The sequence below is a fragment of the Streptomyces sp. NPDC002309 genome (genome assembly GCF_053593375.1).
Window position 1 is genome coordinate 111,188 of record NZ_JBSFCI010000001.1, and the last position, 23,449, is coordinate 134,636.

Here is a 23,449-nt window from a genome sequence, read left to right on the forward strand (position 1 = left end):
GCGCACAGCATCCCACGCGCCACCGACAACGACCCCGTCAGCCGCCAGGACCAGCGGCGGGACCAGGCCCCACCACGGGTGCGAGCACCCCGCACCCCCCTCGGACCGACGACTCCCCCGACGCCGGCACCGGTGACGCACGACTCCTCCCGCCACCAGCCCTCAAGCCCACGACTCGCCCCGCCACCAGCCCTCAAGCCCACGACTCGCCCCGCCACCAGCCCTCAAGCCCACGACTCGCCCCGCCACCGGCACCCAGGACCTACGGCTCCTCCCGCCACCCCTCCCACTCCGCCGCGAACTCGTCCAGTTCGCCCGCGTCCAGCCGCCCGTCCTCGTCCCGCAGCACCAGCAGCCACTGGGCGTCCTCCGCGTCGTCCTCCCCGGCCAACGCGTCCCGCACCAGCAGCGGCTCCTCCCTGAGCCCGAACCGCTCCGCGAGCGCCTCCGCCGCCTCCTCCGCGGCATCACGGTCGGGCAGCACCAGCACATGTCTCACATCACTCACGCCGGCCATCCTCCGGCACCGCCCGGACACGCGACCACACAGGTCGCCCTTCCCGCCCCACGAGCGCCCAGGTCACCTCCCCCCTCCCCCTCCCCCACCCTCACTTCCCCTCACCACCGGCACCCGGTCCAGGGCGATCCCGAACCGCTCCCGGTACACCGTCAGCACCTCCTCGTCCGTCGCCAGCTCCCGGGTGTCCCTCGTCCCGTCCGGCGCCGTCACCTTCAGCTGCCGCCCGCTGAGCGTGATCCGGCCACCGTCCTCGGTCATGCGCGAGCACACCAGCGACTGCACGAAATGCGACTCCGGAGAGGTGCTGTGCCACCAGGCCCCGGCGACGAAGTCCCGCAGCACCCGCTGCCGCGTCTCCAGCCGGTACACGGGCCTGCCGTCCCTCACCAGATCCACGTCGAAGGGCCCCGTCCCGCCGGCGGCCGGGACGGCGCCCCGCCCGCCCGCCGCGTCCGGCCCCGCCCCGGCGATCCGGAACGCGCCGCCGGGGTCCTCCTGTTCCCGCCCCTCCTCGAAGACCAGCGGGTAGTGGCTGAGCGCGCCGAACCCGACGTCGGTGAGCCACTCCCCCGCGTCCACCGTCCGCACCCGCAGCGCGAGGTGGTCGTAGGGGATCCCGAGCCGCCCTCCCGCCCCGTGGACCCGCCCCGCCAGCAGCGAGACGTCGTAGCCCAGCGCGGCGAGCAGTGCCCCGAAGGCCCCGTTCAGTTCGTAGCAGAACCCGCCCCGGCGCGCCCCCACCACTTTGTCCAGCAGCCGCTTCTCCTCCAGCACGATCTCCTCGCCGAGGTGGACCGACAGGTTCTCGAAGGGAACCACCTGAAGATGGCGCAGCTGCAGTTCACGCAGGACGTCGATGGTGGGCCATGCCGGTTGCCGGACCCCGAGGCGGCTGAGATACGCGTCGACCTGTGCGGAATTCATGCCCTCAGTCTCGCGCCACGCGCAACCCGGCGCCCGCACCCACGACCGCCATGGCCCCGTCCACATCCGTCCGCAGCACCGTCGCGCCCCCGGCGCGCAGTGCCGCGACCGTACTGGGAGCCGGGTGACCGTACGTGTTGTCCGCGCCCGAGGAGATCAGCGCCACCCGTGGCGCGGCCCGGCGTATCAGCTCCGGGTCCTGGTGGGCGGAGCCGTGATGAGCGACCTTCAGCACGTCCACGCCGCCGACCAGCGCGGCCGCCGGGGTCCGCAGGAGAGCCTGCTGTGCCGGGGGTTCGAGGTCCCCGAGCAGCAGCATCCGCACTCCCGCCGACCGTACGAGCATCGCGACGCTGGCGTCGTTCGGGTCCTCCTCCGGCGACAGCGGTCCCGGCGGCCACAGGACCTGCCAGGAAAGGTCCCCGGTGCGCCGTTGCTCACCGGCCCGGGCATGGGTGACCGGGATCGCCCGCGCCGCCGCCTGTCGGTGGACGAACTCCGCCTGGCCCACCGGCTCTTCCAAGCCGGTCGTCTGGATCGCTCCCACGGCCCGTCCCCGCAGCACGCCGGGCAGCCCGGCCACGTGGTCGGCGTGGAGGCATTCTCCACCGTTCGGAACTCTCATGAGAGTCGACGTCCACTTGCGAGAACGGACGTCGCAGATTGGGCCGCGGTCGTGGTTATCTAGGGTGCGGAAGCACTTTACGCAGGTCAGGCGCTACGCCCTGGTGTCAGGCATATGAGTCAAGTGCTGCTTGGCATGGCCCGGGAAGCCCCCTGCGCCCCGGAGGCGTGGAAGGCACCTTCCCTCGGGGCACATCCGAACGGAAACTATCGGCTGCCGCTGTCCCTGGGACGCCTCTAAACTTCCGATTCCCAGAGCAGAGAGGACGGCCCGTCAGATGGCTGCGCCGGACGATTCGACATCCCAGAGTGGTGATCCTCGGCCCTCCGACCCGCAGCCAGACGGCAGCGACGACCAACGGACCCTGCGCCAGCGCATCGCCGGCAGATGGAACAGCCTCGGGCACGTGCGCCAAGCAGGTGTTGTGATCGGAGGCGTGGCCGTTGCAGTGGCCGGAATCATCCTCATCGCCCTTTCTACCCCCCGCGCGACTGCGCCCTCCGCGTCGGATGAGGAAGCGGAGGAGGACACCGACCTACTTATCACCCGCCGGTGGACCAACCATGCAGGCGGCTACTTCGTGTGCAGTCACATGGGATGTGCGAAGAAGGTAGATCCGACCATCTTCCGTCACGACTGCTGCGGCCGCTGCTGGCCCGGCCAGGAGTGCCAGAGCGCCTCGCAACGCGATTACGACGGCCCCGGCCGCTTCGCTCACAACTACTTTGAGGTGGCCCTGCGCCCCGGCGTCTGCGAAGACTGCGGCGAACCCCCCGAAGCGCACCACTGGGTATTCGACCGCCACCACGGCGACCGCTACCGCCGGGCCGCATAAGGAGACCCGTGCGTATGACGGCTCTACGTCACGCTGCGGAAGCCCTCACCGGCCAAGACCATTTTGTGGCGGCTGTTGGGCTCACCAGGCCGGGAGGCTGACCGCCGCTTCTGGCTGGCCCGAGCCCGGCCAAGACTTCCCGCTGGCGCCTCCGAGCATGAGGGGCGTACTGGAAGCGGGAGGTGAGCCCGATGACGAGCCCACCGAGTAGCTACTGCCGCGCTGCCTCGTTGATCGTCGACATTGGGGACCCTGAGTTCCCGTTCCGGCGTTCCGTGAAGATCAGTGCAACCGATCTGCGTCTGACGACGACGGAGCAGGCGACTGTCCAGGAAAGTATGGCTCCGGATGAACTGAGCACCGCTTCCTTGGAACAGTTGGTTGGTGGCACTCCGTCGCCGGAAGGCGGGACCGCCGCCTGGTACCGGGGTTCCAACGCCACAGGGGCTCTCTCTGCCCTGTGCAACTACAGCGTCCCGTCGGAGGGAGCCGACTTCCTGCTGGGATTCCTCACATCGCCGCAGGTATGCGTGCCCCTTCTCGATGCCCGTACCAGCGACTGGCCGTCACTAAAGAATGCGTCGCAGATGGCGTCTGCGATAGCGCTCGTCCCGACGGCGCCGGGTCCTTTTGGCCAGCCAGTTTGGACGCTGGTTGCCTATAGGCCGGCGATGCTGTTTCTGGTGCGGACGGTCAGCGCGGAGAATCGGGCTGTCTCTCTCGCTGAAGATCTCGCTCAGCAGATCCGCCGTGCGTTCGGGCTGTGAGAGCGCTCCGGCGGGCTGCCCAGCCCCGACTGTCCCCGCTCAAGCTCGGCTGTAGGGCTGCGATGGCCATTGGACAGCGGGGGCGGGCGTGGGTCCGGGAGCGCAGCGGTCCCAGACCCACGCTCTACGCGGTCACACCACAGGTTGACGGCCGACGAGCAACTGCCAGTGGGTGGACGACGGCCAGGTGCGGTGCGGCATCCGGGCACGCAGATCCAGCGCGTCGGCAGCCCAGCCTTCGGCGGCCTCCAGAGCGGGCCGGGAGATCTGGTCGTAGGCGGAGGCGACCCAGACCCGGTGGAAGACGGCGCGCTTCCAGGGTTCGCCCAGATGCTTCCTGATCCGCCCGGTCACCCCCTGGTCGCCGGCCGCCATCCCGAGCCAGACGATGCGTCCGTGGGCGTCGGCGACGAGGTAGAGCCCCGGACAGAAGGCCTCGACAGTGTCGACCAGTGACCAGTACGGGGCGCTGCTGCTGTAGCCGCCCAGGGCGCGAGCGAGAAGCTGGACGTGCACTGGCCGCAGGACCGGGCCCGGCGGCGGTGCGGCGGCCTGCGCCAGACGCGCCCCCGACAGGAGGCCGCTCACTCGGACTCCTCCGCCGCGAAGGCGAAGTCGGTGATGTCACCGCTCGTGGCAACGGTGTCGGCCGGCCGGTACCGCAGCTTCCTCAGGTACTCGCGGGCGTCGTCCAATTGGGACTTCACCGTGTCGAGCTCGTCCTCCCAGGACTGCCGCTCGTCGGCGGTCAGATCCCTGCCCGGTCCCACGAGGGAGTGCATCTCCTTGAAGTGCGTGGAAAGCGCCGTCATGGACTTCTTCGCGGCCGTGACCCGGCCGAGGGTGTCCTTGACCTTGTCCGTCCATTGCTCGCTGTCGGAGAGTCTGGACGCGGTGCCCGCTCCCCCGCCCGAGTCGGAGTTGTTGTTCTCCACCGGCCAATGCTTGGTGAACCACACCGAGTCGGCCGGCTTGTCCGCCTCGTCGGTGTCCCAGCTGACCACCTTGCGCAGGCGGCCAGGCGCCGCGGCCGCCTGCGGCGTTATCTCGCGGCCGGCGCGCAGTTGCATCACCTCGGCGAAGGCGTCGATGGCCTCGACGAACAGCCTGATCCCCTCGTCGGTGACGCGGGCCGCGGCAAGCTTGGTGGGAACCGTCCGGCGGTCGCCTGTGGACCCGTAGGAGCCGAGCAGCACCTTGCCGTTGACGAGGCCCGGTACCGCGATGTGCGCCAGCTCGGCGCGGGCCGCGTCGCGGCTCTCGCTCGGCTCGGCCGCCGTCGCCGCGGCGATCAGCCCGGCGGCGGACAGCCCGGTGGTGACGATGCCGTTGCGCACCGTGCCGTGGTGGGGGGTGTCCATGGCGGCGGCCGGGAGGTCGACCCCGCCGACGGCAGCCGTGAGCAGTGCGCTGCGGATCTCGCCGCGGCTCTGGGCGTGCTTGGTCTGCAGGCGCGTCGGGGACGGCTCGACGAGGACCTTGGTTGTCCGGCGCAGGCTGGGGATGTCGCTGGGGAAGACCACCCGGTCCGCCAACCGGACGAGATTCACCACGGCCTCGCGCGGGTCGTCGTGCAGGTCTGCGGCCGGGCGTGCCCCGGTGAGGACCGCGTGCTCCAAATCCGTGATCGCGTCGTCCGCGAACGCGTGGTCGGCCAGCGTCCGCCCGGACGCCATGGCCTGGTTGGGGCCGGAGAAGTCGAGCGGGCCGCGCAGGTGGGTGCGCAGGTTGGTCGACGCGAGCGCGGCGTCGAAGTCCGGGCGGTTGCCGGCGGCCGGCACGTAGCCGATGACAAAGACGGCGCCGGTGGTCGCCACCGGCAACGCGGAGGCCGCCAGTTCCGCCCACGCACGGGCCTCCTGCGCCTCCTTGGCCTTCTCCGGGTCGTCCGCCGGAATCTCGATGTCCTGGGGATCGACACCGTCGTACCTGTTGAGCTGCGCGGTGTAGCGGTCCCGCCAGTCGGCCGGGTTGCGCCAGCGCTGGCCTTCGGCTCCGCCGAGGACCTTCTGCGGCAGGCCGAGCAGTCCGACGGCGGGCTGGAGTCCGAGCAGGCTGTGCCGGTGGAAGGTGCGGTTCGTCCCGGCCGTCGAGACGGTGACGTACCAGACCTGGTCACCGAGTCGGTAGCGCACGATGTGGTAGGTGGCCGGCTCGGTCTGGCCCGAGACCGCGAGGTCCGCCTTCAGGTCGTACTTGCGGGCCTTCTCCGCCGCGCTCAGCCGGCCCTCGATGAAGGTCAGGTGCTCCAGCAGCGCTTCTTCGGAGGCGAACTCAACCTCCAAAACCGCCAGTTGTCCGCCGTCCGGCGACGCGACCGGGGTCACGCGCGGGGTGGTGACGGCGGCGTTCTGGGCGACGTCGTAGGCGAAGCGGATGTTGAACTGGTTGATCGCACTGGCGATGCCGGGCTGCTGGACCCTCATCTGGTAGAGGGTGCCGTGCTCGGTGAGCACCGGGTGCACGGCGGCGTCCTTGAAGCCGTGGACGACTACGCCGGTGGCCTTGTTCCCGCTCGCCGCGATCAGCGGCTTGAGATTGACGGCATCGGTGGCCATGCGCTCCAGCGCGCCCCGGTCGAGGGTGCACCGGGGATCGGCCAGGCCGGCCTCGACAAACTGGGCCCGGTACTCGGGATCATCGAGATAGGGAAAGCGCCCGACAGGGCGCTTGGGACGACGCGGTGACATACCGCACCTCTGCCTTCGTACGCAGGGAGGGGCTTTCGCCGCATTCCCTGAACGGATCGGGACGCAGAGAGGGTCCGCCTCCCGCAGGTGCAGAGGTGGGTGCCGCCGCCGTACCGCCTCCCCGCCACTGCAGGGCACTGGGCCGTTGCGACCACCTTGGCCAGATCACCATCACCCGGCCACCGCTGAATCCTCACGGGAATCGCGGTACTGGCCACCCCGAACCGGGATCGGTCCACTGAGGTTGGTGCGGGTCACCGACATCGGTGCGCTCCACCACCCAGAGTACGCGCCGGAACCAACAATTGTCGGCCCGTCAGATACAGCGCCCCGAGCGGGGTCCGCTTCCGTGGTGCCCGCGTCGCTCGCCCCGGAGCCACTACGCTTTCGGGGTGGGCGCTGACGCTCCTCCTGGCCTCGGCCCGGGCGGGACTTCGACACGATGCGCGACGACGAGATCCCGCGAGCGGGTGTGGCACTGGCCGACGCCGTCCGCGTCCCGGTACTCCGCACAACTCGGTACAGGCCCGAGTCCCTATCGAACCCGGAACGGTTCACACTGGCACCTGACTCCTATTCGCTCGGTTGTCGTCTTTTCGTGAACGACCTGCCAGTGATATCTCTAGTGGGTTCATCGCGGAAAATGGCGGCGGCATACAGGGGGAGATGTTGGATCCGAGTCAGGGATCGCGAGGGGCAGGCAGCCGGGCTGATGGCCCGTCGCTCATCCTCAACTATCCAACGGCCATGCAGTTTCCGGCCATGCCGTCGCCGGAGCAGATCGTCTTCACCTACCCCCCCGACGAGTTCGAGAAGTTCGTCGAGGAGTGGGTGCCCGCGCTGGACAGCCTGTACGTGCGGGTGGAGCGCCAGGGAGGGGCTGGCGACCACGGCATCGACGTGGCCGCATTCCTCACCCGCCAGGGCCTGGAAGGTCCCTGGCACAACTACCAGTGCAAGCGCTACAAGGGAACGCTGGCCTGGAGCACCGCCGCGGGTGAGATTCGGAAGATGTTTGCGGGCGTGGTCACCGGTCAGTTTATCGTGCCGGAGCAGTACACCTTCGTCGCCCCGTCCATCGGCCCCAGCCTGCAGCAGGCCCTGCAACGCCCGGTCGGTACCCGCAAGAACTTCGTGGAGGTGCTGCGCGAAACCACGGACAAGGTCATCACCGACCTGGGCCCGCGGTTGAGGCGCGAGGCCGAGGAGCTGGCGGCAGATACGCCGTTCGAGATCTTTCAGACCGTCAACATGAAGAAGATGCTCGAACAGCACAAGACTACTGACTTCTGGGTGAAACGATTCCCGCCGGAGTCCCCGCCTCGCCCGGCCGTCATGGCACCGCCCGAGAAGCCGGAGCCGCGCGAGGCCCGCTACGTGCAGCAGCTCGTCCAGGTCTACGCCGAGCGCTGGCCCAGTGACGCCAGCACCGTTACCCAGATTGCACAGCACCCCACGGCTGGCCCGCACTTGCGCCACCAGCGTGAAGCATTTTTCAGCGCCGAGTCTCTGCGCCGCTTCGGCGAGGAGGCATACCCCGAAGGTCATTTCGAGGCCATTGTCAAGGACATATATGACGCTGTGGTCGACGTGGCGAGGGATGACCATCCCACGGGGTGGAAGCGCCTACATGCCGTCACCTCGCAGGCGATCAGTGCCGGGCTGACGCAGACGGTTTTCGCTCAGCACGTGAGACCTCTGGACCGTACCGGGGTATGTCATCACCTGGCGAACGAGAACGAGATCACGTGGTGTGAGGGAGAAGGGACATGAAACCGCTGAACAGCTCGCTGGAGATCGGCGTGCGAGCACTGGTGCTGCTCTCGGAGAGCCATCCCGATGCTCTGGACCTGGCCCAGCTCGCGCTCTTAGACCATGCCGTACTGCACAGCGCCGAGTTCGACGGACCGCCCAGCTTGCACCCGGATCTGCCAGCTCGCACGGGTGAGCTCGGCCTGAAGCGCACGGTCCTCGAACAGGCACTTCTGGTGCTCATCCGCGCTGGCCTGGCCGAACTCGAAGCTGACGGGACCGGCCTGGTCTACCGGGCCACGGAACGCGGCCCGGCCTTCGTGGACGTTCTCGAAGCCCCGTACGTCCTGCGGCTCCGCGAGCGCGCCGAGTGGGCCGTCCACCAATGGGCCCCGGACATCGATGTACGCGCCGCCACCCAGTCCCTGCTAACGGCTCCCCCCGCCCGCGTGACCTCCCGCCCGTTCGAGGGCCATCGTGAGTAGTCTCCAGCTGGTCCACCTCACTTACGCCGGCTCGGGCAAGCCATCAGCGCAAATCGTCTTCGGCCCCGAACTGACCACCATCTACGGTGCCTCCGACACCGGGAAGACCTTCATCGTCAGGTCTATCGAGTACATGCTCGGCGGCGCCCAGCTGGAAATGGTCGACGAAGCCGAGGGATACACCCAGATCCTCCTTGGGCTGCTGCTGCCCGATGGCAGCCCCCTCACTCTCGTCCGGCGCCCCGGCACCAACTCCACGCATCTGCATCGCGAGGACCTCCGCGACCTGGTTCACCGCCCGGCGGACGCCATCGTGAACTCGGTGCACAACGCCCGTAGCAAGAACAGCCTCTCGATTCACCTGATGCGCGCTATGGGTTTGGACGAGGTCCTTATCCGCAAGAACGAAGCCGGTGGCACCCGCTCCCTGGCGTTGACCGATCTGGCGCATCTGTCCGTGGTTACGGAGGACCGCATGATCGCCATGCCCTCCCCGGTCCTGCGCACTGGCACCGCCAGCACCCGCACCGCGGAGACGTCGGTCATGCGGTTCCTCCTGACCGGGGAGGGAGACCCTCCCGTCGACACCGGGCCCAACGCGGGACAGCGGCGTGTAAACAGGGGACAGATCAACCTCTTGGACCAGCTCGTGATCGACTTGTACGCAAAGCTTGAGTCGGACGAGTCTGAGCGCGATCTTAAGGATCGCCTGGCGCGGGTCAAAACCGCGATCGACGCGCAAAACATTGCCCTGCGCGCGGCCGACGAAGGTCACCGCGAAGCGGTACGCGAGCGCATGACACACGCCCGCCGTCTTGCTGGGCTAGACGAGCGGCTGGCTGAGGTTAGCGATCTGCTGGGACGGTTTAGCCTGCTGGAGGACCAGTACCGCTCCGATCTGGAGCGTTTGGTAATGGTCAACGAGGCTGGCAGCATCCTCGGTTACTTCCGGGTCGGAACCTGCGTATTTTGTGGAGCGGATCCCGAGCATCAGCACCCCGGCCACAGCCAGCAGGAGGCCACTCAGCTCCACATTGCGGTGCAGGCGGAGGCCGCGAAGACGACCACCCTGCTCACCGACCTCCTGCCGACCATTGCCGACCTCGCCCGGGAACAGGAAGAAATCGCCCGGACCTGGCAGTCCGTCAAGGTCGACTTGGAGGCGCTGGATGAACTCATCGCTGAAGCGGAGGGCCAGCTCGCACCGCTCCGTGAGGGCCTTCAAGAGCTGCTGGACGCACGATCTGTAATCGAGCGGGGGCTGGAACTGCATGCGCGGATCGCGGAACTTGAGGACAAGCGCTCTCGCCTGGACGGGGAGGGGGCGGTGCCCGCTGCCCGGCCTGCTCAGTACATCGCCGCCCGGGTCGTCAACGACTTCGACTCGGTCCTTCAACGCACCCTGAGCAGCTGGGAAATACCGGCAGTCGACAACTCCGGGTACGACCAGTACAACGCCGAGATCCGAGCCGGCGGCCGCCCGCGCGCCGGTCGTGGCAAGGGCGTGCGATCCGTGCTGCATTCGGCCTTCACTACCTCACTGGCCCGCTTCTGCATTGAACGAGACCTCCCCCACCTCGGCTTCGTCGTCCTGGACTCCCCCGTGGTCACCTACCGCCAGCCAGTGAAGAACACCCCACAGGACCCCGACCTACCCGACGTGCGCATCACATCCACCGTCGTGGACCGCTTCTACGAAGACATGCTCGCTTTCCCCGGCCAGGCTGTGATCATCGAGAACGGTGATCCACCTCTCGGCGTCCTCTCCGAGGCCACCACCTACAACTTCACCGCCGCCGATGGCCGCCCTGGCTTCCTCCCGTGAACCCCATCGATTCCACGATCTGCAGGGCCTGCTCTGCCGCAGCGAAGGCTCTGGTACCTGAGTAGAACCGCTACGTCTACGGGTGCGGGCAAATCACGCAACCGCCCTCCCCCGGCCAAACTCGCGGACCGCAGGACCCTGGGCTCAACCTTGCTATGAGGCCGCCACCACCGCCTCACAGCTGCCACGGGGACAGCAGACCGCACCCGCAAGGCCGCCCCCTGCGATACGCCCCTTACGGCCTGACCCACAATTGATGTGGCTGCGGGTTCCCCTCGGTGGTGCCTGCCCGTGAGCCCCGGGCCGCACCCGCCCGGTGGCGGCTCCGCGGCATTTACCAGTCGAGCAGATCCATGGAGCTCCGGCCGAGCCAGGTTGTGAACGACACGGGTCGATCGTCCAGGCTCAGTGGAAGGATTTGGTCGCAAGTGGCCCGGCCGTCGAACCACATCGTGCCCCGGTGCGGGCCAGTGACAATGAGCAGGGTGGAGAAGCCGCAGCCGTTCTCTTGGATGAACACAGCTCCGGATGTTTTGCGTTCTTGGAGCACCGCGTACTCAGCGTCCCAGTTGTTCCACGCCACCTGGTAGGCGTCGTGGTCCGGGAAGTCTTCCTCGAGCGGCTCACGGTCGTCCAGCTCGTCCTCGTAAGTACGGTAGGAGTCGGGATGGGGGAAAGCCGTGGCGAGCAGGTCGTAGTTGGTGCTCGAGTCTCCGTGCCAGCCCCACCCTGCCGTGCTTCGGCACAAGCGATTCACAGTGCCGCCGGCACTGTGCCGGAGCAGGTAGTCCCGGTACTCGACCGGGAACGTGATCCCCAGCCCTTCCTCCGCCTCACGAACCTCGGATTCGGACAACGGCGGTGGTGCTGGAGACCTGTACTGCTCCCAAGCCGGACGGCTCAGCTCATCGAAGCGGCGTCCCCGCTCCACGCGTCCGGCTTCCGCTATCCAGTCGATCGTCATACGAGTGAGGGTAGACACGAGCGATCCACGGTGTTGCGCCGTGACATGACGACGGTCGTGCCTGTTCTTGGGATGTGAAAATCGAGAAGACCCGTGCCGTCATGGCTCACCGCGCGCTCTGCGGTATTTCGGCACAGCACCTTGGCGAGTTGATCGCCGAACTCGCGCCGCGATGGGAAGTACGGTGTGAGTCAGGGCGGCACGAGCGGCGGCACGGGGCCCGAAAGCGGGAGGCCGGCGCCGGGCCGAAGTACAAGTTGGTCTTCACCGACCGGGTGCTGGTGACGCTCGTTCACCTGCGGACTGGGCTGACCCAACGAGGCGCTCGGTGTGATCTACGGGATGGGCTCTTCCACGATCGGGCGGTCGATCGGCGGGATCCGTGCGCTGCTGGCGACGCGCGGGTTCGCGGTGCCCAACCGGCCTGGCATCCGGCTTCGTACTCAGGAGGACGTCTTCGCCTACACCGAGGCCGAGGACGTCACGCTGCGGCTCGACGGCACCGAGACCCAGGTCCGCCGCCCTCAGGCGAACCGCCCCGGCAGGCGTGCCTTCATCTCCGGCAAGCGCAGGCAGAACACCATCAAGACGACCACGATCAGCGATCATCAGGGCCGCACCCTGTGGTCAGGAGCCGAGCGGCCCGGCCGGATGCACGACCAGACCGCTCTGCGCACCGAAGGCATCGCCGAGCAGCTCCGCCAACGCCCGACGGTCAAAGCCGAGGTCGACGAGGGCTACCGGGGCCTGGCCAACGAGTTTCCCGACCAGATCTTCGCCCCGCCGAGGAAGCCGAAGGACCTCGACGACGGGCCGCTGAGCGATCGCTACGGATGGCGCGAAATGCGCCGCCGCCAGTCCTCCCGCCGGATCTGCGTCGAGCACGCCAACGCAGAACACCGGCAGTGGCGTCCCCTCCAGCGATACACCGGACGCCGCGAGTACTACGGCGACACCCACCGGGCCATCGCCGGGCTTGTCTCCGACCGCGCAGCCCGGCGGGCCACCCGGCGCAAGACGAGCACAGAACTCGTGCCCTCCAGCGCGACGGCCTGCTGAATCACCATCAGCCGAGCCACCAGGCCAGCACAACCTGATCTCAATCGCGGGTCAGGCCGTTAGTTGTTGTCGCCCCAGTCACGGCCATCGAAAACCGCGAGGAGCACCGAAGGTTCGGCCTGCAAGCCGCGCGCAAGGTTGAGCAAGGTGGTCAAGCTTGGGTTGCGTTGTCCGTGCTCGATGTAGACCACTCCGCGGAAACTCATCCCACTTCTGCTGGCGAGCTCCTCAAGGGTGAGCCCACGAGCTTCGCGCAACCGACGCAGATGCATGCCGAAGGCGTGGAGGAGGGGGTCGGGCGGATCAAAGTGGGGCACGGATCCGACTTGACATCTGCGCCCATTTGACCGCCATGAACAGTTGTGCATAATCAGCGCTGAGTGCTGCGCTTTAGGCCTGCCGAGTCAAGGGACGGCCGTCGGTGAAGCCAGGCCGCTTGGAGAGGAAGCGTCTATGCCCGCCCCGAGGAAGTACCCACCAGAATTGATTGAGCGGGGAGTGCGGATGGTTATTGATATGAGACCGGCCAGCCCCGGACGCTCCGCCATCGTGAGGCAGGTGGGAGAGCTCCTTGGGATCCACCCGGAGGTGCTACGACACTGGGTCAACAAGGCTGATGCGGCAGCTGGCAGAAATCCCCACACTGCTGCAAGTGTCAATGCCCGAGTCCGTCAGCTTGAGAAGGAGAACGCGGACCTTCGCCGCCTTAATGGCATCCTCAAGGCAGCAGCCGTTCTGTTCGCAGCAGAAATCGAACCTGGGCAAGTGACCTGAATTTAATCGTCAAGTAAACACAACGCCTTTGGGGGCCCGGACACCCGACTCAACCTCGACGGCGGGGTGAGGCCGGAGACGGTGGCCACCGACAACGCCGTCGTACGGACCTGCATAGGCACTGGGCGCCCGCGTCAGCGAAGGACCGGAGCAGTTCGATACCGACGTGCCGTCAAGGCTCTTCCTGCAGCCTAAGGCAGTGTCAGGATTCCCTGTCCTCAGGCGCACTCAGGGTCAGGATCTCGCCGAGGGCGATGTAGGCCTGCAGGAAGATAAAACGGGCCTCGTCGATGGTGACCTCGGCGTGAGTGCCTGCAGAGCACCGGTCGTAGAGATCAGACAGGGTCCGACGTAGCCGGTCCCTGCGACTCTTAGACGCCCCGCAGGCGTGGGTGTGGGCCTGGAGCCGGTTCAGCACCTGCTGCGGTCCGACCTTCAAGTTGACCTCGTCCCCGATCTTGTACGGCTCGTCCCGGGCCGGAAACACGTAGTCCGCAGAGGAGTCGATCAACCGGCGGCAGGTGGTGAGGGCCTGGCTGACAGACTCGGGGTCGCCGTCCCGGAGGCGGTCAGAAATGCGCTCGATCTTTTCGAGCGCAGTCCCGCTCGCCGCCGCCAACGACCCGTCGACCTTCTCCTGGGTATCCGCGAACAGACTCGCCTGGAGCTCGCTGAACAGGAGCTCGTGGTAGATCTCGGTAACCATGTCGTAGAGGGTCGCGACGACTTGCCCGCAGATCCCAGTCCACGTGCCGAGGTTGGCTGAGGACTTGAGGATCCGCTCGTCATGGTTGCGCGACGCAGAGACGATCATGTCGCCGGAGTAGTTGCCGCCGCCGCGCATGGCGTCGATGGCGAGCTGGCCGGACTCGACCTGGGCCTCCACCTTCGCGATCGGTTGAGTGTAGAAGGTCCCCTTTTCCCGGTCGGCCCAGCGGCCCGCCCGTCCAATCCACATCCTCGCCGAACCGTCGGTCGGGTACCCGTTACGCTCGAACCCGAGGAACTCCGTCAACTCGGTGTGGCCGACCAGTCGGGCGAGCCTGCTCGCCTTCAGGACGATCTCGGACGTCTTCAGCCGCTTGACCTCGATGTCAGCCAAGAGCTCGTCCGCAACGCGCATCGCTTCTTCCTGTCGCCCCACTGCTGACCGCCCGTCGGCTCGAACTCTGCTGGGTTGCAGTCGTACCACGCGGGTCCGACACATCTGTGCCGATTATTTCGGTGGCCACGACAGTCTCCGCCGCCAAGTGGTTTGTAGCGCTGAGTGACTACTTGGGCCGCGGTCGTGCTGCTGGAGATCCTGCGACGTCGGAAGCCCGAGGCGCCCCCGCGGGCCCTGCTGACAGGATCACAGCATGCTCATCACACCGCTCCCCGGCACAAACCGGAAGAACATCCGCCAGGCCCTCAGCGGCGTCCACACCACGGCGATGAACCTGCGACAGCCCTACGGCAGCGCCTTTGAGGGGGCTGGTGACGTATCTGGAGTGGGCCACGGAGTCCGCGCAGATGCTTGGCTCCCAGATCAGCGACCGGGACCTCGACCAGCTCGTGTTCACCGACCGCTACCGGGCGCTGCTGGGTAGCTGCGGCATGCTCGCCGGGGGCGCCCAGCAGCGCCTTGTGAACGGCTTGGTCCAACTTGAGGTCGCTGAGCGGATCGAGGCGTTCGAGGCGGCCGTGGCCGCACTGGATACGAGGATCGGCCGGTGGATCCAGCAGGAGGAGTTCGTCGTGGCCGACTCCAGCTTCTACATCCAGAACGAGGTGAAGCTGGCCGACGTCGACCTGCACGAGGTGCTCGACGTGCCGCGCTGGAAGTTCGTGCGCCTGCTGTTCCCGATCGTGGTGGTCGATGAGCTGGACGACCTCAAGGACGCCAGCAAGCAGCGGGCCCGCTGGCGTGCTGCCCACGCGCTCGGTCTCCTCGACGGGGTTCTCAACGGCTACGCCCACGGGGTCCTGCATGAGGGGGAGCAGACCGTTCAGGACGGCGAGACCCGTGGCAGGGTCAACGTGGAGATCGTCCTCGATCCGCCCGGCCACGTGCGTCTGGACCGCCCCGATGTCGAGATCATCGACCGGACGATGGCCATTCAAAGCCTGGCCGGCCGTGGCATTCGGTTGCTGACGTGCGATACGAGTCAGCACACCCGGGGCCGGACCGCCGGGCTGGAGGTGACCAAGGTGACGACGAAGGACCCCGGGGACGAACCGGACTGGTCGGCCCCGGACAGGTCTGGCACTGGCGTACGTGCCCGGCGGCGCGCCCGACAGGCAGAAGCCGAGGCACCGACGGCCAGTTGAGAAGCAAGGACCACGGCAGTAGCACTGTGTTACACGCCACCTAGCGGTAGCTGTACGAGAACAAGGCCGTCTCGGCTCGCTTCGCGTCGGTGACCTGCAGAAAAGGAAATTCCCTCCCCGTTCCGCGCACGATGCGACAAACTGATCGCCCGAAATGCCAGGCTGACGCGCCCAATCGCTCGCCAGCCCGCCCCTTACGGCTTCCGGGGCAACATCGGGCTCCGGGGTGATCCGGAAGCTACGGCAGACGTCGGGACAATCGCCCGGACTACGCCGCAGAGGGCGCGACAGAGGCCGACGGCAGAACTCCCCGCCGCGAGGCGAGGACGAACAACTCTCATCGGAAAAGGAACAAATGAGTCCCCAGGACGTCCCCGAAAACCTGCCAGTACCCGCACCGCAGTCTTCGGTCCAGGTCCAGGCCGCCCGCGCGGATCTGGAGGCATTCGAAGATCTGATGTTCCAGGTGTTGGAAGCCTGGGGGCTGCCCACGGACAACATCATCGTCGCGGCCAAGCAGCGCGAGACCCTCCTCAGGAACACCCCCGACGTCATCGAGGAGCTCACCCCCGAGGAACGGGCGGACGCGCCCTATATCGCCAAGATGATCATGGCGGGCTCGGTCGGGCTGTTCGACGCCGCGCTGAACTACCTCTGGAACGAGACGATCAACCGGCTGCGGGACCACGTCGCCGCCTTCGACGTCGACTACTTCTTCGACCTCGCCGAGACCGACCCCGCCCGCCGCAAGAACCTCAAGACCCGCGACGACCTCTCCCAGATCGACGACTACAAGCTGCTGGAAGCCGCTAACAAGATCAAGCTCGTCAGCGACATCGGCTTCAAGCAGCTCATCCACATCAACTACATGCGCAACCACGCGAGCGCCGCGCATCCGAATATCGAGGAGCTGACCGGCCTCAAGCTGGCCGAGTGGCTGGAGACCTGCATCAAGGAGGTCTTCCGGATCCAGCCACGCAACGTCGTCGCCGCGATCGGCAAGCTCCTCACCAACATCAAGTCCAAGCGGCTACCGAAGGACGAGCTGAAGAAGATTGCGGCGTTCTTCGACGGGCTGGAGCAGGACCAGGCCGACAACCTCGCCGCCGGCCTCTTCGGCATTTACACCCCCGCCGACGCGACCCCCGAGATCCTCGACAACGTCCGCTCGCTCTGGCCCGACCTCTGGCCGCTGGTCAGCGAGGACGGCCGCAACGACGTCGGCATCAAGCTCGCCCGGTTCACCGCCAACGCCGATACCGACCGGGCGATCCGCGCCAGGGAACTGCTGGAGCTGGTCGGCGGGTCGTCCTACCTTCCCGAGCCCGAGCGTGTCGCCGAGATCCAGCAGGCCCTGGACGACCTCAAGCGGGCCCACGAGGCGTACATGCGCAATTATGCCGAGGAGCCGCCCGCCGCGCAGCGGCTCAAGGACGTGGTCGGCCGCCACGGAGACATCCCCGGGCAGGCCGTCCGCAGCTACGTCGTCCACCTGGTCAATGTCTTCCTGACGAACAGCTACGGGGTCGCCTGGAACGCGGAACCGATCTACAAGGAGCTCATCGGCCGGTTCGACGGCTACCAGGCGGCGATCGCCCTTCGAGCCTTCGCGAACTCGCAGATCCGGCTCAAGCTCCAGGACGAATGGCCGCGCAAGAAGTGGCAGGAACTGCTCGACCTGATCGACCCGAAGCTCACCGGCCGCGGCGACCGCGCCTTCCTCGAAACCGTCCGCAACTTCCGCGGCACCCCCGACCGGCTCTACCAGGACACCAAGATCAGGGCACTCACGAAGACCTGGCTGGAGCGAAACCTGACCTGACCTAAGGCATTATCGACGCTGCAGGACGGGCCGTGAGCCCGGGGCAGCGTTCCTGGTTGGCTGGTCGCTATCTTGCCTCTGCCCGGAGCGCTTGTCTCTGTGAGGAGGCTCTGGCGAAGTGCTCACGATTCATATCGTATTCCCGGAGTGGGAAGTTCGCTTCCCACTCCGGAACGCTGCGGAGCCGGGAACGCGATGATCGTCCCCGCAGCGTCGTTCTCGGTCCGCAACAGCTGGTTGTCGTGATGGAGCGAAGCGATGACCGTGGCGGCCGCGGTCAGCCGACGGTTGAGTTCAGTGATCTCTCTCTTGGCTGTTGCGAGTTGTCGGCGGAGGTCGTCGATGTCGGCGTCCCTCCGGGCCTCGCCGGGGGTGAGGCTGCCGTGAGTCTCGATATGGGCGTCCCAGTCGGCCAGCACGGTCTTCGCGCGGAACATGGTGGCCGGGCTGACGCCCGCCTCCAGGGCGAGGTTGTTCTTGGTGAGCCGGCCGTCGCTGTGCTGCGGCTTGCCTGCCAGGAGCCGGTCCATGGCGTCGCGGAGCTTGCGCTCGGTCTTGGCCGAGACGCCCGTGTCGTTCATCGTCCGGCCTTTCGCAGAACGGCACGTGCCTCGTCCCGCTGCTGTTCGAGTGCCGCGCGATGCCCGAGGGCCAGGCGGCGGGTCTCCAGGAGCTTGGTGAGGGATCGTTCCTCGCTGTCCCAGATCTCGACGTGCTGGGGTCCGATCATGCTGTTGCCGCAGCGGTCCGGGCGGCAGCGGTCCGGCAGGGGGCCGGTGTGGCCGGGTGGGATCACGGTGTTTTCCAGGCAGACGGCGCCGGCCGGGTTGGCTGCGTCGAACAGGCAGTTGTTCAGGGTTCCGAAGCGGATGGAGACTCGGGCCTGCTTTAGCAGGGCGTGTTCGACCGTTGCGTCGCCTCCTTGGGCAGCGACAGTGTCGCGGATCGCGTCGAAGGTCCGGGTCAGCTGCTCGGCTCCGGGGCCGAAGCCGATCGGCTCGTTCGCCTTGTGGGCATCGAACAGGTCTTGCAGGCCGCGGAACCGGGCGGCTTCGATCGCGGCGTCCAGGTGCTTGGCCCAGGACGCCGCGGAGGCTGCATAGCCCTGGGTGGTGCGGTTGGCCAGGGCCCGTGAGGCGACGTGCTTGAGCTGGATGCCCAGGGCGATCTCGGAGCCGGGGAACTGGTCGGTCAGCATGCTCATAGTCCGGCGGAACATGTGCGGGGCGACCCGGTCGGACGGGATGGGCTCCAGCCCATTGACGTCAGTCCGGGCGTTCACGTGCTCGATGAACGTCTTGATCCCTTCACCTGCGGCGAACCGTTCCGCGTTCTGGACCTCTCCGGCGATGCCGGTGAACAGCCGCTCGGGGTGCGGGGTGATCTCCTCGGCCAGTGCCAGGGCGCGGGCGACCGGTTCGATGATCCACCATTGCTTTCGAGGGAAGTCCTCCTCGCCCTTGATCTCCGCCGAGACCACGGCGGGCGCCCCGAAGTACTCGACCACCGAGCCTTTGAGGATCTCCTGGACCTCGGAGTCACGCATCATGCTCAGCGCGGTGACGAAGACGTAGCAGGCGACCCGGAGAATCTCGATCTCCCGTCTCAGGCTGCGGGGTGCAAGTCCCCGGCTCCAGCCCCCTGTCGTGCCGTCCGCGCGCCTGACTTGCGCATACTCCGGCAGGAGGCTGGCGCTCGCGCACTGGCCGCGCTCCACCGCGTCCAGCGCGATCTTCCGCAGGCCCCGGTGCAGGTTGAAGATGTTGGCCTCTCTATCGATGCCGATCAGGAACGACAGGAGAGTCCAGTGAACCTGGCCCGCGTCCACGATCCGCGGCGGCAGGTGCTCGTCGTGCAGCGGGACGCGGTTGCCCGGGTCGCCCAGCCAGGTCCGCAGCCGGTCCCCCGCGCCCGAGGACAACAGTGTCGCGTCCGCCCGGAGCTGCCGCCATCGCTCCTGGGCTCGCAGGATGTCCGGGGCGAAGGTGTCGATGTAGGTCCAGGCGGCCCGGACCAGCGGGAACCACACCTCCGGCGGGATGACCGGCGTCGACAGCCCCCGGGAGCCGCTCGCCGCGACACCGGCAGCCGCCCGCGCGGACATGCCCGGCCAGGGGTCACGGAGCAGTCCGCCGCCGGTCAGCAGGGGTCCGCAGCGGTGCAGTTCACGAATCACCGTGATGTGACTGACCACACTGGTGACGGCCAGCCCCTCCTCCTTCAGTGCGGCGATGCGGACGTGCAGCTGGTGCTCGGGCCAGGCCCCGAGATCCTCGGGAAGGCTCCGCTCGGCGGCCCAGGCCGCCAGGGCCCGCAAGGGGCTGAGTCTCCTGATCGCCGTCCGTGGGTCAACGGGCCGTCGCGGCGCGGGAATCCCGGCGTCTATCACCTTCGGGTGCCGCGGGCTCAGCGCGATCATGGCCATCTCGCGGGCCCGGAGGTGCCAGGGGCCGGGAAGGCCGTCGAACTTCAGCTTCCACTCGGCCGGATGCAGGTTCGCCGGACGCCGCAGCACCCCGTTGAGGTCCCACTGATCACACTGCCCGAAGAGCGGACTCACCGCGTCTGGCAGCAGGGAACGCGCTGTCAGGACCGGCTCGTCCGCGTGGAAGGCCGCGCCGGCCGACAGGTCGGGGGCCGTGCTGTTCATGCGTCGAACTCCGCTCGTGCGGCGAGGGGAAGCTGCAAGGTGGCAGTGCCCTCGGCGATGTGCCGGCGGGCGGCGCTGCTCTCCGCCTCGGTCCGCTCGGCGAGGACCGCCGCCAGGTTGGCGGCGGTCTGCCCCCAGAGGGTCTGGAAGTGGACGGGGCTCAACCGGGTGCGCAACGCCTCCAAGTGATCTTGAAACAAGAGGAGCTGAGGCAGGTGTGAGGGCAGAACCCAGGCATTGCGGCACTCCAGGCAGCGCAACGGCGCGACCGTGCAAAGGTCGCCAGGGCGGGAGAACGGTGAGTCGAACGGATCACGGCAGCTGGTGACGCCCATCTCCATCGCGCCGCTGCGCAGGTCCTCGACCTGTTCAGCACTCAGCCCCAGCTCCCGCAGGGCCGGTGCGGTCTCCTCCTCGGCGAGCGACGCCTCGGCCGCGGCGTCCAGGACGACCGGGCCCGCAGTGGCCTTGGCGAACCAGGACTGCTGAGCCGCGGTGATCACCTGCCCGGAGATCATCCGCAGGGTGGTGCCCTGCGCATAGTGGCCGCGGAACGTCTCCTCGTGGTGGTCGTCCGCGATGTCGGTGATCCGGCCGCCGAAGGCGACGGCCTTCTCCACCTTCACCGACTTCCTCAGCCGCCGGATGTCGGCCCGGCCCTCCAGGTCGAGCCCCACCTCCTTGACCCACCGCCCGAACATCCGCAGCCGTCCCCGGCTGACGGTGAACTGCCAGTTCGGCGGCAGGGCCCCTTGAAGGAACAGCGGTGCCGGACGAATTCCGTAGAGCTCGCGCAACGGCGCCGTCGCCTCCATCAACTGCCGAACAATCGCTGCGACTTCCAGCCGGGGCCGGCCCGCGTACTCGCGAACGTGCTCAACCGCGTTCACCTTGTCCATGCAGCTGAAGGCCCGACGGTGAATCCTGCGGGCCCGGTTCTTGGTCATGGTCAGCCGGATGCCGTTCTCGGTGAACTCCACCGAGTCCTCCGTCAGGCTGGTCACCTCCTCCGGTGCATGGCCGGTCGCGGCGACCAAAAGCACCCGGAAGCCGTGCAGGTCTCGCTCGTTGGGATAGAGCTGATTCAGCAGACCGCGGACCAGGACGTGGCCGCGCATCCCAGAGTATGGGCCCTCGGTCCGGATGCGGTCCGGGATGAGCGCCGCCAGCTCCGGAGCCAGAGGGAACGAAACCTGCTGAGCCAGCTCCAGGGGCGACATGGCCCGGTGGGCCAGGGCCCAGAGCAGATCCGGCATCCTCGTCCAGCCGTGCTCGGCCGGGTGTCGGCCGGCGGCGGCCATCTCCCAGCCGTCCCGCAGCCGCTTGCGGAGCCGGGCGACGTCGTCCCAGGCCGCCCTGACCAGCGCGGCCTTGTCCTTGCGGGAGAACTCGTCCAGCTCCTGGGTGGTGCCCCAGGCCAGCATGTGGTGCTGGGCGGTGACTCGTCCCAGCCGGGCGGCGAGGGCCCGGTCTGGATGCTGCTGACGCCGGTTTATCAGAATGCGCAGGTTCGCCGCGAAGGCTGCGGGACGTGTCGACCCGCGCGGCCAGTTCGCGGGCAGCGACTGTTCCCAGGCCAGCAGCACCGCGACCAGATCCGGGTCCTCCCTGGCGAGGGACGCCTTCGCCGCCTGGTCAGGCAGATGGGCGTCGACGTATTCGCAGAACAGCCGCATGCACTGCCGGTGGTCGCTCGCCGTGGCGGTGCTGCGGGCGGTCACCTCGATGTATTCGACCCACTCGTCCGCGAGTTCCTCCGCGAGCGTCCGGCAAGCGAACTGCGCCGGGTCGAACCGCAGGACGCGCTTCTTGCCCCGGGCGTCCGAGGTAACGACCTGCCGGACGCCGACCCTCACCGGCTCCAGGGCGGGGTCGTCGTGCCGGAAGTCCCGGCGCCGTTCACCGCGTCGCGGCATGACCAGCCTCCTCGCCCTTCATCACCCGCAGGGCGATGTCCGTGTAGGTGTCCTCGTCGCTGGTCGCCCACCGGGCGAACGCGGCGTCAACGTAGGACATCGGGTCCTCCAGGTAGCGCAGGTACTCGTAGGTCACGGCCGGGCTCGAATGACCGAGCCTCCGACTGACGATCAGCAACGGGTTGAAAGCGATGTGCTCGGCGAGCGTCGCCGTGCCCGCTCGGTCCGAAGTTCGCTCTCGCTCCGTTGCCCGTCGCATCAGGAAGTCCAAGAGCCGCAGGGCGAAGGTGTGTCTGAGGTCGTGGAACCGCCAGCGTTTTATGGGGAGTTGAGGGGCCCGTTCGTCCTCGCGGACCGCCGTCATCCGGTCCCATGCCTGGTAGCGGACGCGGTCCCAGGACGACGAGGTGAGCATCAGGCTGCCGTGACCGATGAACACCGCCAGCGGCTCCAACCCCGCCGGCCCCTCGTGGACCGTGACCCGCCGCAGCTTCGGCGGCATCGTCGACCAGGCGAACGCCCGGCCCCGGCCCTGCCAGCGTCCCCGCAGCCGCCGCCGTGCGTAGTCGATCTCGACGACCACGAACAGGTCCCGGTGCCGCCGCTCCAGCGTGCGGGCCATCGCCTCCGCCATCTCCGGCCGCTCGATCAGCACGAACCGGTCCACCGAGGTCAGCGCGTCCGACGGGACATAGGCGAGGCGGTGCTTCCTGTATTTCGCGCACTCCTGGAGATCGAACTCCGCCCCCTCACCGGGCCGACGCCTGCCGACCGCGAGTTCCGGCAGCAGCACCGTCGACCACTCCTGCGGCCTCATCCCCGACGTCAAAGCCAGGTCAGCCGCCGCCCGGCTCCGGTTCGGCGCCAGTCCGCGGAAGGCCCGGTCCATCTCGCCGTCCAGGGTCTGCCCGCCCAGTCCGACGTCCCGGAAGAACAGGTACTGCCCCAGCGTCAGGTGCCGGATGTCCATGTCCCGGCTCATCCCGATGGACAGCGGGTTCGAGGAGCTGGCCGCCCGCAGCGGCGACGCCCGGCGCAGGCCCTGCCCGACCATCCAGTCCAGCAGCGTGTTGATCACGGACGCCTCGCGGTCCCAGACCGTCCCGCCCACCGGCACGTCCTGTAACTCCGTCCGCGACCGCCGGTAGGACACCAGATCGGACTCCACCGCGGTGCCCAAGTCCCGGCCCCGCTCGGCCAGGAACTCCATCACCCGCAGCACGATGTAGGCGTAGTGCCGCAGCGTGTCCTCCGGATCGCGCCCCAGGTAGGCCAGATGACGAAACCAGGAACAGGCGGGCTCCACCGGCCGCATCTGATCGTCCACGATCACCGGCAGACGGTCCGGCAAGGCCCGGAAGTCAAGCCGACGCACGGCCTCCCGACCTGCCCCGTTGTATAACTCGGGCCGTTCCAGCACGCGAGCCCGGCTGACAAAGAACAGATCCACTACCCCTCCGGCTGACAGAACCCACAACCACCGGAGGTAACGAGGAAGCCCACACACAGTGCTGGGTAACGCTCGCGTGGC

General features: G+C 67.8%; 19 protein-coding genes and 2 pseudogenes. 10 read left to right on the forward strand and 11 right to left on the reverse strand.

Going from position 1 to position 23,449, the window contains the following annotated elements; translation table 11 throughout:
* Nucleotides 1-262: 262 nt before the first annotated feature.
* The 3 genes and pseudogenes from ACWCPM_RS00480 to ACWCPM_RS00490 form a co-directional block, all read right to left on the reverse strand.
* Nucleotides 263-508, reverse strand: coding sequence for a hypothetical protein (locus ACWCPM_RS00480; RefSeq protein ID WP_450973903.1), 246 nt, complete (start codon nt 506-508; stop codon nt 263-265).
* A 72-nt stretch (nt 509-580) separates the two neighbouring features.
* Nucleotides 581-1,444, reverse strand: a complete 864-nt coding sequence (locus tag ACWCPM_RS00485; RefSeq protein ID WP_450973904.1) for an arylamine N-acetyltransferase family protein — start codon at nt 1,442-1,444, stop codon at nt 581-583.
* Between the two features lie 4 nt (nt 1,445-1,448).
* Nucleotides 1,449-2,039, reverse strand: a pseudogene (locus tag ACWCPM_RS00490) (ComEC/Rec2 family competence protein); the annotation flags it as partial.
* A gap of 307 nt (nt 2,040-2,346) precedes the next feature.
* Here ACWCPM_RS00490 and ACWCPM_RS00495 point away from each other — a divergent pair.
* Together ACWCPM_RS00495 and ACWCPM_RS00500 are read left to right on the forward strand one after the other, a co-directional pair.
* Nucleotides 2,347-2,904, forward strand: a complete 558-nt coding sequence (locus ACWCPM_RS00495; protein WP_450973905.1) for a hypothetical protein — start codon at nt 2,347-2,349, stop codon at nt 2,902-2,904.
* 230 nt (nt 2,905-3,134) lie between these two features.
* Nucleotides 3,135-3,671: a hypothetical protein gene (locus tag ACWCPM_RS00500; protein WP_450973906.1), complete on the forward strand. Its 537-nt coding sequence runs from the start codon at nt 3,135-3,137 to the stop codon at nt 3,669-3,671.
* 132 nt (nt 3,672-3,803) lie between these two features.
* Here the strand turns inward: ACWCPM_RS00500 and ACWCPM_RS00505 are convergent, their stop codons facing one another.
* Entirely contained in the window at nt 3,804-4,259 is a 456-nt protein-coding gene (locus tag ACWCPM_RS00505) for a hypothetical protein (protein WP_450973907.1), read from the reverse strand.
* A 33-nt stretch (nt 4,260-4,292) separates the two neighbouring features.
* Between ACWCPM_RS00505 and ACWCPM_RS00510 the strand changes: the two genes are divergently transcribed.
* The 4 genes from ACWCPM_RS00510 (at nt 4,293) to ACWCPM_RS00525 (ending at nt 10,423) form a co-directional block, all read left to right on the forward strand.
* Nucleotides 4,293-4,853: a hypothetical protein gene (locus ACWCPM_RS00510; protein ID WP_450974083.1), complete on the forward strand. Its 561-nt coding sequence runs from the start codon at nt 4,293-4,295 to the stop codon at nt 4,851-4,853.
* A 2,255-nt stretch (nt 4,854-7,108) separates the two neighbouring features.
* The gene (locus ACWCPM_RS00515; RefSeq protein WP_450973908.1) at nt 7,109-8,134 is read left to right on the forward strand and encodes an ABC-three component system protein; all 1,026 of its coding nucleotides are present in this window, start codon (nt 7,109-7,111) and stop codon (nt 8,132-8,134) included.
* Nucleotides 8,131-8,598 carry an ABC-three component system middle component 2 gene (locus ACWCPM_RS00520; protein ID WP_450973909.1) on the forward strand — a complete coding sequence of 156 codons (468 nt, stop codon included), beginning with the start codon at nt 8,131-8,133 and terminating at the stop codon, nt 8,596-8,598. Before ACWCPM_RS00515 ends, ACWCPM_RS00520 begins: the two co-directional genes overlap by 4 nt.
* Nucleotides 8,591-10,423 carry a hypothetical protein gene (locus ACWCPM_RS00525; RefSeq protein ID WP_450973910.1) on the forward strand — a complete coding sequence of 611 codons (1,833 nt, stop codon included), beginning with the start codon at nt 8,591-8,593 and terminating at the stop codon, nt 10,421-10,423. The genes ACWCPM_RS00520 and ACWCPM_RS00525 overlap by 8 nt, the downstream gene beginning before the upstream one ends.
* Nucleotides 10,424-10,757: 334 nt before the next feature.
* Here the strand turns inward: ACWCPM_RS00525 and ACWCPM_RS00530 are convergent, their stop codons facing one another.
* Nucleotides 10,758-11,387 carry an SMI1/KNR4 family protein gene (locus ACWCPM_RS00530; protein WP_450973911.1) on the reverse strand — a complete coding sequence of 210 codons (630 nt, stop codon included), beginning with the start codon at nt 11,385-11,387 and terminating at the stop codon, nt 10,758-10,760.
* A 101-nt stretch (nt 11,388-11,488) separates the two neighbouring features.
* Here ACWCPM_RS00530 and ACWCPM_RS00535 point away from each other — a divergent pair.
* A pseudogene (locus tag ACWCPM_RS00535) lies at nt 11,489-12,446 on the forward strand (transposase family protein).
* 59 nt (nt 12,447-12,505) lie between these two features.
* Here the strand turns inward: ACWCPM_RS00535 and ACWCPM_RS00540 are convergent.
* A complete protein-coding gene (locus ACWCPM_RS00540; RefSeq protein WP_450973912.1) occupies nt 12,506-12,814 on the reverse strand; it encodes a helix-turn-helix domain-containing protein in 309 nt (102 codons plus the stop codon).
* A gap of 85 nt (nt 12,815-12,899) precedes the next feature.
* On the opposite strand from ACWCPM_RS00540, the gene ACWCPM_RS00545 reads away from it, so the two are divergent.
* Nucleotides 12,900-13,220, forward strand: coding sequence for a transposase (locus tag ACWCPM_RS00545; RefSeq protein WP_450973913.1), 321 nt, complete (start codon nt 12,900-12,902; stop codon nt 13,218-13,220).
* A gap of 202 nt (nt 13,221-13,422) precedes the next feature.
* Here ACWCPM_RS00545 and ACWCPM_RS00550 read toward each other — a convergent pair whose 3' ends face one another.
* Nucleotides 13,423-14,343 carry an AbiTii domain-containing protein gene (locus ACWCPM_RS00550; protein WP_450973914.1) on the reverse strand — a complete coding sequence of 307 codons (921 nt, stop codon included), beginning with the start codon at nt 14,341-14,343 and terminating at the stop codon, nt 13,423-13,425.
* Nucleotides 14,344-14,696: 353 nt separating this feature from the next.
* Between ACWCPM_RS00550 and ACWCPM_RS00555 the strand changes: the two genes are divergently transcribed.
* Nucleotides 14,697-15,530, forward strand: a complete 834-nt coding sequence (locus ACWCPM_RS00555; RefSeq protein ID WP_450973915.1) for a PIN domain-containing protein — start codon at nt 14,697-14,699, stop codon at nt 15,528-15,530.
* A 355-nt stretch (nt 15,531-15,885) separates the two neighbouring features.
* A complete protein-coding gene (locus ACWCPM_RS00560; RefSeq protein ID WP_450973916.1) occupies nt 15,886-17,352 on the forward strand; it encodes a hypothetical protein in 1,467 nt (488 codons plus the stop codon).
* Nucleotides 17,353-17,474: 122 nt separating this feature from the next.
* Here ACWCPM_RS00560 and ACWCPM_RS00565 read toward each other — a convergent pair whose 3' ends face one another.
* From ACWCPM_RS00565 to ACWCPM_RS00580, 4 genes are read right to left on the reverse strand one after another with little or no spacing between them, the layout of a single operon-like run.
* Complete coding sequence (locus ACWCPM_RS00565; protein WP_450973917.1) at nt 17,475-17,933, reverse strand: hypothetical protein; 459 nt, start codon at nt 17,931-17,933, stop codon at nt 17,475-17,477.
* Nucleotides 17,930-20,002 (reverse strand): integrase, encoded by a 2,073-nt coding sequence (locus ACWCPM_RS00570; RefSeq protein ID WP_450973918.1) that lies wholly within the window; start codon nt 20,000-20,002, stop codon nt 17,930-17,932. The genes ACWCPM_RS00565 and ACWCPM_RS00570 overlap by 4 nt, the downstream gene beginning before the upstream one ends.
* A complete protein-coding gene (locus tag ACWCPM_RS00575; RefSeq protein WP_450973919.1) occupies nt 19,999-21,918 on the reverse strand; it encodes a hypothetical protein in 1,920 nt (639 codons plus the stop codon). The genes ACWCPM_RS00570 and ACWCPM_RS00575 overlap by 4 nt, the downstream gene beginning before the upstream one ends.
* On the reverse strand, nt 21,902-23,251 hold the full coding sequence (locus ACWCPM_RS00580) for a hypothetical protein (protein WP_450973920.1): 1,350 nt from the start codon (nt 23,249-23,251) through the stop codon (nt 21,902-21,904). Before ACWCPM_RS00580 ends, ACWCPM_RS00575 begins: the two co-directional genes overlap by 17 nt.
* Nucleotides 23,252-23,449 lie beyond the last annotated feature (198 nt).